This is a genomic window from Methylosoma difficile, assembly GCF_054657615.1.
This window is the reverse complement of sequence record NZ_BAAHYJ010000003.1, coordinates 30,409-42,260: the sequence shown is the minus strand read 5'-3', so window position 1 is coordinate 42,260 and position 11,852 is coordinate 30,409. Positions and strand designations below refer to the sequence as shown.

Annotated in this window: 13 protein-coding genes and 1 tRNA gene; 6 read left to right on the top strand and 8 right to left on the bottom strand. The window is 47.8% G+C overall.

The window, feature by feature from the left end; translation table 11 throughout:
- Positions 1-10: 10 nt before the first annotated feature.
- The 3 genes from ACYQ1O_RS09805 to trpD all read right to left on the bottom strand — a co-directional run bounded on the left by ACYQ1O_RS09805 (position 11) and on the right by trpD (position 2,764).
- On the bottom strand, positions 11-778 hold the full coding sequence (locus tag ACYQ1O_RS09805; protein WP_459991499.1) for a DUF2914 domain-containing protein: 768 nt from the start codon (positions 776-778) through the stop codon (positions 11-13).
- Between the two features lie 71 nt (positions 779-849).
- On the bottom strand, positions 850-1,650 hold the full coding sequence (gene trpC, locus ACYQ1O_RS09800; RefSeq protein ID WP_459991498.1) for an indole-3-glycerol phosphate synthase TrpC: 801 nt from the start codon (positions 1,648-1,650) through the stop codon (positions 850-852).
- Positions 1,651-1,747: 97 nt separating this feature from the next.
- Entirely contained in the window at positions 1,748-2,764 is a 1,017-nt protein-coding gene (gene trpD / locus ACYQ1O_RS09795; RefSeq protein ID WP_459991497.1) for an anthranilate phosphoribosyltransferase, read from the bottom strand.
- A 394-nt stretch (positions 2,765-3,158) separates the two neighbouring features.
- On the opposite strand from trpD, the gene ACYQ1O_RS09790 reads away from it, so the two are divergent.
- Both ACYQ1O_RS09790 and ACYQ1O_RS09785 read left to right on the top strand, forming a co-directional pair.
- Positions 3,159-4,634, top strand: coding sequence for an adenylate/guanylate cyclase domain-containing protein (locus ACYQ1O_RS09790; RefSeq protein WP_459991496.1), 1,476 nt, complete (start codon positions 3,159-3,161; stop codon positions 4,632-4,634).
- Positions 4,634-5,821 (top strand): hypothetical protein, encoded by a 1,188-nt coding sequence (locus ACYQ1O_RS09785; protein ID WP_459991495.1) that lies wholly within the window; start codon positions 4,634-4,636, stop codon positions 5,819-5,821. The genes ACYQ1O_RS09790 and ACYQ1O_RS09785 overlap by 1 nt, the downstream gene beginning before the upstream one ends.
- A 140-nt stretch (positions 5,822-5,961) precedes the next feature.
- Here the strand turns inward: ACYQ1O_RS09785 and ACYQ1O_RS09780 are convergent, their stop codons facing one another.
- The 3 genes from ACYQ1O_RS09780 to ACYQ1O_RS09770 form a co-directional block, all read right to left on the bottom strand.
- Positions 5,962-6,807 carry a sulfurtransferase gene (locus ACYQ1O_RS09780; RefSeq protein ID WP_459991494.1) on the bottom strand — a complete coding sequence of 282 codons (846 nt, stop codon included), beginning with the start codon at positions 6,805-6,807 and terminating at the stop codon, positions 5,962-5,964.
- Positions 6,808-6,811: 4 nt separating this feature from the next.
- Positions 6,812-7,777 carry an NAD(P)H-quinone oxidoreductase gene (locus ACYQ1O_RS09775; protein WP_459991493.1) on the bottom strand — a complete coding sequence of 322 codons (966 nt, stop codon included), beginning with the start codon at positions 7,775-7,777 and terminating at the stop codon, positions 6,812-6,814.
- Between the two features lie 103 nt (positions 7,778-7,880).
- On the bottom strand, positions 7,881-8,402 hold the full coding sequence (locus ACYQ1O_RS09770) for a hypothetical protein (protein ID WP_459991850.1): 522 nt from the start codon (positions 8,400-8,402) through the stop codon (positions 7,881-7,883).
- Between the two features lie 269 nt (positions 8,403-8,671).
- On the opposite strand from ACYQ1O_RS09770, the gene ACYQ1O_RS09765 reads away from it, so the two are divergent.
- Positions 8,672-9,274 (top strand): peroxiredoxin, encoded by a 603-nt coding sequence (locus ACYQ1O_RS09765; protein ID WP_459991492.1) that lies wholly within the window; start codon positions 8,672-8,674, stop codon positions 9,272-9,274.
- Positions 9,275-9,347: 73 nt separating this feature from the next.
- On the opposite strand, the gene ACYQ1O_RS09760 is transcribed toward ACYQ1O_RS09765, so the two are convergent.
- Positions 9,348-9,635, bottom strand: coding sequence for a hypothetical protein (locus tag ACYQ1O_RS09760; protein WP_459991491.1), 288 nt, complete (start codon positions 9,633-9,635; stop codon positions 9,348-9,350).
- Between the two features lie 247 nt (positions 9,636-9,882).
- Between ACYQ1O_RS09760 and ACYQ1O_RS09755 the strand changes: the two genes are divergently transcribed.
- Positions 9,883-9,958: transfer RNA gene (locus ACYQ1O_RS09755), tRNA-Thr, on the top strand.
- A gap of 206 nt (positions 9,959-10,164) precedes the next feature.
- Positions 10,165-10,635, top strand: a complete 471-nt coding sequence (locus ACYQ1O_RS09750) for a hypothetical protein (protein ID WP_459991490.1) — start codon at positions 10,165-10,167, stop codon at positions 10,633-10,635.
- Positions 10,636-10,685: 50 nt separating this feature from the next.
- Here ACYQ1O_RS09750 and ACYQ1O_RS09745 read toward each other — a convergent pair whose 3' ends face one another.
- On the bottom strand, positions 10,686-11,228 hold the full coding sequence (locus tag ACYQ1O_RS09745) for a hypothetical protein (RefSeq protein ID WP_459991489.1): 543 nt from the start codon (positions 11,226-11,228) through the stop codon (positions 10,686-10,688).
- Positions 11,229-11,492: 264 nt separating this feature from the next.
- Here ACYQ1O_RS09745 and ACYQ1O_RS09740 point away from each other — a divergent pair, with 264 nt between their 5' ends.
- A complete protein-coding gene (locus tag ACYQ1O_RS09740) occupies positions 11,493-11,723 on the top strand; it encodes a hypothetical protein (RefSeq protein WP_459991488.1) in 231 nt (76 codons plus the stop codon).
- The last annotated feature ends 129 nt before the right edge of the window (positions 11,724-11,852 follow it).

Sequence of the window (11,852 nt, the reverse complement as noted above, 5' to 3'; positions counted from 1 at the left end):
AAAAAACGGGCTAACGGCTATTCACTTTAAACGTCTGCTGGTTCAACAAACGCTGGCTATCATCCAATAAGCGGACCATCCAAACGCCCTTGCCTTTTTTGGCGGTAATCGACATGCGGCTAAACGTGCGCCACGGATCGCCCGCTACATCGAGCTTATAACGGGTGACTACTTTTCCGTCCAACAGCCATTCGTGGTAAATGTCATGACCCGCCAAACCTTCCACTTCGGTGAAATAATGGACCAGTACCGGCTTGTGCTTACCTACTGAAATGATCCTTGGGATTTCAGTCATCGGCTCACGCTTTTTGATGGTGTGTGTCAACAGCGCCCGGCTGACATTGCCGACCGGCATCCCTGTAGCGGCTGGAGAAACAACCGGCGTTTCAGCTTGCGTAAGCGGTTGGCTATTGGCGGGGCCGGGCAGACTTTCAGGCGCAGCAACCGGCTTGGCAACAGGAACGGGCGTACTGACTGCAGTCGCCGTTTGTGTGGCGGGCAGTTGCTGAACAACCGGCTGTGCCGGCACGTCGCTTGGTGCGGGAGCCACGGGTTCAGAAACAGCCGCAACACTTGGCACACTAGCCTGCACAGCCTCGTCACTTGACGACAACATTTTCACCAAGCCCACACCCAACACTGCCAATACCACAGCAGCAGCGGCAAGACGCGGAATATTCCATTCCGTAATGGTTTGCGCAGCCGGCACATAATCCGCCGATTGTTTCGCACCCGCCGGATATTTCACTTTTATCACGAGATTTTTCTTGTCTGCCATCGCCTTAACCTCTCTACCGCCTATTCCAAAACCGCTTAATGTGGACGTGCCTATTGCTGCTTCCGCATCACTTACAAGGCAAACAATTCACGCATTTTTTGCCCAGGGCTAGGTGCGCGCATAAATGCCTCACCCACCAAAAAGCTATAAATTTCATTGTCTAGCATCAGTTTTACAGCATCTGACGTATGAATGCCACTTTCCGTAATCACCATACGCCCAGCCGGAATGCCCGCTTTTAAATCCAAGGTGGTTTGCAGTGACGTTTCAAAAGTACGCAAATTGCGGTTGTTAATACCGATCAAAAGCGTGTCCAATTGCAAGGCGCGCTCCAATTCGTCAGCGTCATGCACTTCAACCAACACATCCATGCCCAAGGCCGTGGCGGTATCGGACAATTCCCGCATCAAACCATCGTCAAGCGCGGCGACAATCAACAAAATACAGTCTGCACCTAAAGCACGCGCTTCGTGGATTTGGTAAGCATCAACCATAAAATCTTTGCGTAACACCGGCAGCGGGCAACGCTCGCGCACCATTTGCAAATACGCTTCCGATCCTTGGAAATATTGTTTATCAGTCAACACCGACAAACACGCCGCACCGTTCATGGCGTAATCTTGAGCAATGGCAACCGGGTTGAAGTCTTCGCGGATCACGCCTTGGCTAGGTGAAGCTTTTTTAATTTCCGCAATAATGGCTGGCTTTTTCGCCAATACCCGGCTTTGCAGGGCATTGTAAAAACCACGCGGCCTTTCCACGCCGCTGGCAATTTCTTGCAGACTGGCGATAGGCATAGCCAGTTTTCGGCGCGCCACTTCTTCGGCTTTGGTGGCTAAGATTTTTTTTAGGATGTCGGGGGTGTTGGTCATGAGAAGGTCGTTTTGTAAATTTAAAATAGAGGTCAAAATTTTAATCGGCGAAAATGCGAGTTCGCCGCCATAACAGGCATAAGAAAAGCCAACGTTATCAAGCTTTATTCGAATAAGCCACCAGCGCTTCAAGCTTGGTTTTAGCCGCTCCGCTGGCAATCACTTGCCTTGCCGTGGCAATGCCCGCTGACAAAGATTCGGCAAGACCCGCCGCATAAATCGCAGCACCGGCGTTTAGCAACACAACATCCAAGGCTGGTCCGGATTGGTTGTCCAACACCGACTTGATAATCTCCAAGCTGTGTTCCGCGCTTTCAACTGCCAAGTCTGCAAGATTGGCACGTGCCAGGCCAAATTGTTCGGGCGTGATGGTGTAAGTGCTGACCACGCAGTCTTTTAATTCGGCAACTGAGGTGGCGGAAGCGATGCTGATTTCATCCAAACCATCATCCGCATTGACCACCAACACGTGCTGGCTGCCCAATTGCTTAAGGGCTTGCGCCATCGGTTCCAGCCATTGTTTGGCAAACACACCGATCAGCTGGTTGGGTGCGCCCGCCGGATTGGCTAACGGCCCCAACAGATTGAAGAGCGTCCGCACACCCATGTCTTTGCGGACTTTAATGGTGTGTTTCATAGCACCATGATGCTTAGGCGCAAACAAAAAACCCACGCCAATGTCTTGGACGCATTGTGCGACTTGTTCGGCAGTCAAATCCAAATTGACACCCGCCACCTCCAGCACATCGGCACTGCCGCAGCGGCTGGATACTGAGCGGTTGCCATGCTTGGCGACTTGCCCTCCGGCAGCGGCGACCACAAAGGCGCAGGTGGTGGAAATATTGAAGGTATTGGCGCCATCACCACCCGTACCACAGGTGTCGATGACATGCGCGCCGCTGACCGGCACGTGGGTTGCCAATTCGCGCATCACTTCAGCGGCAGCGGTAATTTCGTCGATGGTTTCACCTTTGCAGCGCAGGGCAATCAGGAATCCTCCAATTTGGGCATCCGTCGCCGAACCGCTCATGATATAGCGCATGACATCGCGCATGGCCTCGCGGCCTAGGTCTTGTTTATCCAGCAAGGTTTGTAAAGCCTGTTGTATGTGCATAGCCGTTTTTTAATAAATGAAGGGTGGTCGCCAACAAGCCTGACTGCGACATGTTGTCTCAGACCAGAATGTTTGTGGAAATTATCACAACAAGCCTAAGGCGAAGCAATTACAATCTATTATAAAGTGTTTGCCAGCTGTTTAAGCAAAAGGAACTTACCGGCGTTGCCCAGACTCAGTAAAGCGACCAAAGTATTTGCACTTGGAATGATTCTTGAATGCTAAAGACTAAACATCCAGCCAAAGCGCTATGCAGAACGCTTTTCACCCCGCTTGCAACAGAACATTTGCCCCATAATACGATATGTTGATGATTATCCTGCCGCTTGGGTCTTGCTTGGCAATGCTAAAACCAACACAAACCACTGAAAGGAGTGCAGACTAAATGGTTGTTATGGGAATATGGACTTTTTTTGGACGATTCACGCGTATTTTTACGCCCAAACGTTTTCCTATTGCCCAAAAATTGGCGCTGGTATTCACTCTGCTTATCAGTACCGGTATGGTCAGCTTGGGATTAGTGATCGCCGACGACCAAACCGATTTGCTGGAACGGCAAATGATGGATTCCAGTGATATGGCTGTCAAACAGCTAGCACAAATTGCCAAAGAACCGGTTTTGGCTGATGACCGCCTGACTTTGCAGACCCTCATCAATAATTTGCAGAAACAACACGGTGTTCTGGCTGCAGCGGTCTATTCGGAAGAATCCCTGCCTATTGTGCAATCAGGCCAATTGCCTGATGCTGACTTGGTGGAACAACACACCCAGCAAGAAAATCTGTTCGTCTACACCAAACCCGGCAAAAATCAAGCCGAGCCATTGGTCGTCGTCGCCTCCCTAAGCCCTATGAAGGTTGATGGCCTCACCATCGGCTACGCGCTGATCGGCTTTGACCGCTCCATTGTCGAATCGGCAAAACAGCAAACTTTTAAAACCGTGGGTCTGATTACCTTATTCTTCGTGCTGATTGGCTCGGTCACCTCGATTGGCTTGGGCAAACGCCTGACCCGCCCCATTAACCAAATCATCAAAATCAGCAGCGCCATTTCGCATGGAGACTACCAATACCGCTTCCGCAGCCAACGCAACGACGAACTGGGCGAATTGATGGAAGCCATGAATGAAATGACCGAAGGGCTTTCACAAAAAGAACATGTGGAAAAAACTTTTTCGCGTTATGTAGCGCCTATCATTGCCCAAGAAGTGTTGAAAACGACACCCACAGCTGCTGACGCCCACCACATCACCGCCAGCGTGTTATTTGCCGACATTGTCGGCTTTACCACCCTGTCGGAAAGCATTCCTGCAGACCAGCTGAATACCTTGCTAAACGAATATTTCAGCTACATAGCTGACATTGTTGACACTTGTACCGGTTATATCGACAAGTACATTGGCGATTGTGTAATGGCTATTTTTGGTGTGCCGGAATTCGAGCCGCAACACGCCCAACATGCGGTCGAATGTGCGGCATTGATCCAATATTTGGTGCGTATCCTCAACAAACAGCGGCGAAAAAAAGGTTTGCTGACTTTAGAATTTCACATTGGTGTCAACAGCGGTACATTGTTGGCAGGTAATATTGGTGCGGCAGACCGGATGAACTACACCGTCATGGGCAAAGAGGTCAATACGGCGTCCCGTTTATCGGGTGCCGCCAAATCCGGCGAAACGTTGCTAAGCGAGGCCACATACCAAGCCGTTAAGCATTTGCCGCACCTGCTGTACCAAAATCACGGAGAAATCACTTTGCGCGGCACATCGCAGGCCATCAACACTTACGCCGCCAAACTGGATGGCAAAAAAAACCCTGCTTTTGTCAAAGCCAAGCTCGACCAATTACTTAGCCCACAGGAACCGGCCTAATGAAGAAGTATTCACGTTTTTGCGCAGTTGTACTCGCCAGTCAACTTGGCGCCTGCGCCAGTTTGGTCGCCCCCGCGGGTGACACGCATCAACAACTGTCCTACTGGCTAGAAAGGCAGGACTTCGCCCAAGCAGCAGCATTAGTGTCCGCATCGCCTACAGAAGACAACATCCTGCAAAAAACGCTAGCGGAACAAATCAATGGCTATGAACAAAAAACCATCAATAGCGCCGAAACGGCAGCCGCCGAAAACCATTGGCCGCAAGCCTTGGCCTTGTATCAGCAAGCCCTTGAAAAGCTGCCCGCCAGCCAAGCACTGCAACAAGCCAGCCAAGCGCTGAACAATCGCTATGCCGAAAAGCGTGAAAAAGCCGAACAAGAGCGTTTAATCGCCAAAAGCACCTGGCTAATCCAAGAATTGGCGATCAGCGAATTGACCGCCCCATCGGCATCCAGCGACTGGTTGGCTACCGACAACCTCAGCCAACAGCGTACTGAAGCTGCGCAATTAACCGAGCAACTCTGCCATTTAGGTGAACATGCCCTGGCTGAAAAAAACTTAGCTTTAGCTGCTCGAGTTTTACCGCTGGCGGAGCAATTGTCGCCCAACGCACGCAGCCAAGCTTTACAAGTGCAATGGCAATCCTTGGTCAAGGAACAAGAAAGCCAAACCACCAAACAAGCACCCGTTATTGAACCCAAACCAGAACCACCTAAAGCCCAGCCGTCCCCTGCTGTAGAAACAGCAGCCATACCAAAACCAACAAAAACAACCGAGCCGCCCTCACCTCCTACGCCATCAAGCAAATCAGCAATACCTGATACAGAAATGGCTCAAGAGCAGAAAAAAAACAAACGGATGTTGGCAGATTTTAAAAAAGCGCTGAACCGCATGGATTTTGCCGAAGCCAGACAATTAATGGAAACCCTTGCCAAACAAGGTGTTGATAGCGCAGCCTTTGCCAAATTGAGCAAACAACTGGATGAACAAGTAGCAGGCCAAGTCAAACACCTGACCGAAGTGGGTGTCAACTACTACAGCCTGCAACAGTACGACGAGGCCATGAAGGTTTGGAAACAAGCCCAAACGTTGGACCCCAATAATGAGAAGTTGGGCGCACATATCGAACGCGTCACCAAAGTATTGGAAAAACTTCAAGATTTACGAAACAAACGTCGCGGCTAAACGCCAAACAGCCGCATTAAATTCACAGGCAGAGGTCGCCCACTAAAAGCCTTTGGCTTCGGCTACGCTCAGCCAACGGTTTAAACACTTTCAGCTAACCCCTGCACAGCCATTACCAATTCACCAAACGGCAGTAAACACTAAGCCTTCGCCACCGGGCGGTTTTTATTGCGAATCCATTCGCTCCAAGACCCGGCATAGAGCTTGGAGCCGTTTAATCCGGCATGTTCCATCGCCAATAAATTATGGCAAGCCGTTACCCCTGAACCACATTGATGCACCACTTGTTCGGGCGCATAACGGCCTATCAATGCCGCAAACTGCTGTTTTAAGGTTGCCGAAGGCAAAAATAAGCCTTGGCTATCAACGTTTAATGTCATCGCGCGGTTAAGCGCGTAAGGGATGTGTCCGGCAACTGGGTCAATCGGCTCTTGATCGCCACGGAAGCGTTCAGGGCTGCGCGCATCGATCAGGCAAATGGCTTTGCTTGCCAACAGGTCTTGGACTTTGTTCGCGCTTAACCATTGTTTTTCATCCAAATAAACCCTGAACACTTGCCGTTTAGGTTTGGGCAAAACCGTCGTCAAGGCCAAGCCTTGGCGCTGCCAAGCTTTGATGCCGCCATCCAAAACCGCGACTGACTCATGCCCCATGCAGCGCAACAACCACCATAAACGCCCTGCAAACGCGCCACCGGCATCATCATAAACCACCACTTGGTGATAATTGCTGACACCCCACTCGCCCAGTTTTTTCGCCAACACCCTAAAATCCGGCAAAGGATGGCGTCCGGTGTAACTTTTCACTGACGCGGACAAATCTTGGTTTAAATCGGCATAACAAGCACCAGGCAAATGGCCTTGCCGATATTGCCGACCACCCAAACCCGCATCCGCCAGCGAAAACCGGCAATCAATCACCACCCAACGCGGGTCATTGATGTGTTGCTGTAATTCGGTTGCTGAAATTAACGTTTTGTAATGCATGGATTTATACCTGTAAAACAATTTTGCCAATATGCTGGCTGCTCGCCATCAGTTCGTGGGCTGCCGCGGCCTGCTCTAAGGGAAAGGTTGCGTGAATAATCGGTTTGATCTGACCGCTTGCCAGCAAAGGCCAAACTTCCCGCCTGAGCGACCTGGCAATATCGGCCTTAACCGCATCGGATCTTGATCTTAACGTAGATCCCGTCAAGGTGACGCGCTTCAATAGCAACGGCAATAAATTAATTTCGGCTTTAACGCCATTCTGCACAGCTATTTGCAGCAACCGCCCTTCAACAGCCAAACACTTTAAATTGCGCGGAAAATAATCGCCGCCAATCATATCCAAAATCACATCAACGCCTTTGTTTTCCGTTAGCAGGCTAATTTCTTCAACAAAGTCATACTGATGGTAATTGATCGCCGCATCAGCCCCCAGCTGCAAACAGAATGCGCACTTGTCATCGCTACCAGCCGTGACAAAAACCTTTGCGCCAAACGCTTTAGCAAGCTGGATAGCCGCTGTGCCAATACCGCTAGTGCCGCCATGCACCAGCAGGGTTTCACCGGCAACCAACTTGGCGCGGTCAAAAAGATTACTCCACACCGTAAAAAAAGTTTCGGGCAACGCTGCCGCCTGCACTAACGACAAACCTTCCGGTATCGGCAAGCACAGACAAGCTGACGCCAAACAATAGTCCGCATAGCCGCCGCCAGTCACTAACGCGCAAACACTATCCCCAACCTGCAAATCCACAACACCGTCACCAAGAGCCTGCACAGTTCCGGCAATCTCCAAACCGAGAATATCAGAAGCGCCCGCCGGCGGAGGATACAAACCATGGCGCTGCATAAGGTCAGGACGATTGACACCCACCGCCGCAACCTTAAGCAATACCTGACCTGCATTAGGTACAGGTAAGGGGCGTTCTGCGACTTTTAAAGCATCGCCTGCAACTTCTATTACGCGCATATGGACAAGGGAACCCGCCTTAGAAGAACACAAACAAAGGTACACTTGGATGATAAGCAATCATCCAAGCATAAACCTAACAAAACGAAGGTTTAACAACCCACTAAGCGACAAAATAGACGGGGTTTAAACTTTCATCTTCGTAAAGCCGAGCTTTTTTCCAGCCATCAAACTTGTCATCGTAAAACTCGATGTCATTGTCGATAGCAAACTCGTAGCAACTTCTGAACAATCTGGCGGTTCTAAAAGCATGCAGCTCATCATCGGCACTGACTTTTTCCACATTGCCAACTTGGAAGGTCTTATTTTTTGATTTGCCATCACAAACCCAAAACACCGTATAGCAAAGATAACTTTTATCTTTCCGGTGATCGTATTTGATGGTTCTGGAAACACCGGTGACACCGGTAGTGGACTTGTTTTTTGGGGGTTTAAGGAAGCGCGTTTTGCTACCTTTAAGAACGACTAACATTTGATCGCGCCAAGTAATGGCGGCTTGAAGAGATTTTCCTTTGTTGCCCCATAATTTATGGGAAAAATACCGGCTGCTTTCCTTGCCGCGGCGAACGATCCTAACTTGAAAACCGAAAACATCAGGCTCGGTGATATGCTTGTTTTTTGCCATAAGTTTACTCCCTCCCGCCAGGACTTTTTGGCTTGGTACAAAAGTCCTGTAAATCAATCTTTATAGATCAAGGTTATTATTTTTATTTTGTAATGTCTTTTTAACCAAGTTGTAACAAATTATCCCTTATAAAGGCCAAAAGCAAGCAAAAAATAACATCACTAGAGAATACCCGACAAAACTGGTGTAGAATACGTGCCAACCCACTGTCACAGTGGCTAAAAACAATACACAACCCTTTGTTATATAAATGTTTTTGGAGACATTCAATGAGCGTATTAGTCGGTAAACAAGCACCTGATTTCACCGTTCCTGCCGTTTTGGGCGATGGTCAAATCGTTGACTCTTTCAGCTTCTCTGAAGCCACTAGCGGCAAATATGCCGTTATCTTCTTCTACCCGCTAGACTTTACTTTTGTCTGCCCAAGCGAACTTATCGCTTTAGACCACCGCATGGCAGAATTCAAAAGCCGCAACGTAGAAGTCATTGCTGTATCTATCGACTCACATTTCACGCATAACGCATGGCGCAACACCCCAATCAACCAAGGCGGCATTGGCCCTGTCAGCTACATCATGGCGGCTGACTTAACCCACTCAATCTGCAAAGACTACGATGTAGAAGCAGATTTTGGCGTTGCTTTCCGCGGCACATTCCTGATCGACAAATCCGGCATCGTGCGCCACCAAGTTGTTAACGACCTACCATTAGGCCGTAACATGGACGAACTGTTACGCATGGTTGACGCCCTGCAATTCCACGAAGAACATGGCGAAGTCTGCCCAGCAGGCTGGACAAAAGGCGATGCCGGCATGAACGCAAGCCCAGCAGGTGTTGCAGAATATTTGGACAAAAACGCTGACAAACTATAAGTAAAGTCCGCTAAAAAACAAAAGGCGCGTTGCTAACAACAACGCGCCTTTTTTATGCCGGAAAGATTGCCGCTTAGCTTTTTTGCAAATCCGCCAACAATTTCTTTCTGATGAAATAGGCTGCCGCAATTGCCACGAAAGCCGGAATCTGCGTCAACAAAAACACACCGGTCGCATTCTTGCCAGCCAACCCCACTAATGGCGTCAAAAAAGTCAGTTTAACCGCCCACCACGCCAACCAAAAGCCAATCAAACCAATAACGGCCCATTGCACGGGCGGTTGACTATGGTTTTTTGCAGTCAAATAAAACCACACAATCACAGCAAAACTGGCTGCTTTTGCCAATAATAACAACATCATAAATAATCCCCTTCTGTGTTTTTATAAATAATTATGCGAATCGCGCCCTAAGAAAATAAGCGGCCATGATATTCGATAACAAAACTTCTTTACACCCTTTCATCATCCCGCAAGGCCATTCACCACACAAAATAAAGCACAGGTATTTGCAGCAGCTTTCTTTCCAAAATCCTCCTAACTATATTCTTAAAAAAGATTAAAAAAATACTCGCAATGCAAAATAAATTATGTATAATAAGCGCTCTTTGCTGGTGTAGCTCAGTTGGTAGAGCAGCTGATTTGTAATCAGCCGGTCGCGGGTTCGAGTCCCATCTCCAGCTCCAAAGAACGTGAAGTAAAACAAAGGCTTAGACGATTTCGTCTAGGCCTTTTTTATTGCCTGACGTTTTCCTAAACACGGTTTAAACACAAAACAAGAATAAATGAAAAATAATTGAGAAGTGTGCTAATCTTGAAAGCATCCTGTAGGGGTAGTGATTGATTGTTAAAAATGTCTTTCGACACTAACCTAAATTACAGGACAGATACCATGAACACTACTACTTTTTCTATCGCTCAACTTCAACAGCTTTCAAAAGAAGGCTATTTAGGCACTTGGCGATTCGAACGCTGGCTCAACGTAATATCGGCAGTCGAGGGATTTTTACCTAAGCTGCATAATGGTTGCAATTTTAACGACCGGGACAAAGCCCAAGAATTCAACACATACTGTGACCTACATAACCTAATCTTTGAGGCTTGTGACACTGGCAATATCTGGGAAGGCTTGAAAGACGCTTATGGATGTGAGGCCAAGGCCGACCTAACGAATCACTGGTGGGTCGAATTGCTAGTTGTTTCTATACTAAATAGCGAAGTCAAAGGGCTAATAGAAGGCCTAATCGAAGATGCTATTGACGAATCAGCGCATTTTGGTTGGGGAAATTTTGAAGCCAGGGTCTCTGAAATTGTTGAGGAGTATTATGACGGCGAAGACTGTATAGAAGCAGAAGCGGCTTAACTCTTAATGGCAAAGTGGCTATATCGCTATATAGCCACTTTGTTTATACCTCACTCAGTCGGTTTTATTGGCTTCGCACGTTCAGGCACTTTCACCCCGGCCTTTCTCAACTTATTTGCATACCATGAAACGCATCCAATTGTGGTGTTGCATTCAATTTCTGCTTTCACCATCTCCACTATGACCTTGTACGGATAACCAGCCGGGTTCAGTATCAACTTTTCTGCAACGCTCTTTATAGTAGGGCCTTTTAGTTTGGGTTCGGCCAGTGGTTTGCTTTCTTTGGCCTTCTTAACGGCTTTTTTAGGTGTTTCAGGTGCTGCCAGCTCGTCCTCGACAACCTCAATGCGTTGTTCTATATGCTCTTCCGTTGCCTCGGTTAGCTTACTCGGTAAAAAGATAGCGCCCTCATCCATATTGACACTTATTGGGTTAGCGGCTTTTATCTGTTCAATGCGGGCAATGAGTTTAACCTTGGTCGCAAACGTCTTTATGGTAGCGGGCTTGTCAGGGCTCAGTTTGTTGTGGAGCTCTAACAACTCTTTCATGCTCCATTCAACTAACGGCCTACCGGGTTTGTATTCTTCGCTCATTTTTCACCTCCAATGTCGTCTAAGCGGAATTGCTCGGACAGTGGGGTTATAATGCCTTGATTTTGTGGGAATTAGAGCCTGTCAAGGGTAAAAAATTTTTGGTGTTTTTGCGCCTAACCTAGAATTTTTAATACTTTATAATTCTAGTTTTATGTAAAATATCACATGTATAATTAATTAAATCAATAGCTTTTAATTAATTATGCCTATACTAGAATCTATGCTATTATTCCAGCTCCTTTAACACAGCTAAGCGAGAATGAAATGACTGATAATGCCCAAGACCCTACCATTGGTAGCTTACTTCAACAAATTGGAGATATTTTTGAGTCGAACCAAAACAGGTTCAACCGTGCCATATTTGAAGCTCAACCACCGACTCAACAGGCTCAATCCCTTCAAAACATGTACAACAACAACATGAAAGTTGAGCAAATATCTAAAATGACAGGTGTTCCAAAAAGTACCGTTTATACAAAAATCAAAACTAAATAGCACCAGCCCGTATTCTGCAAGAATTGAAGCAGAATAGCCGCTCTCTGATATAAAGTTAGTAGGTCTGTGCACATAAGTGCATAATAAAAAAGGGCTTATCCATTACAGATAAGCCCTTTAAACACAGAC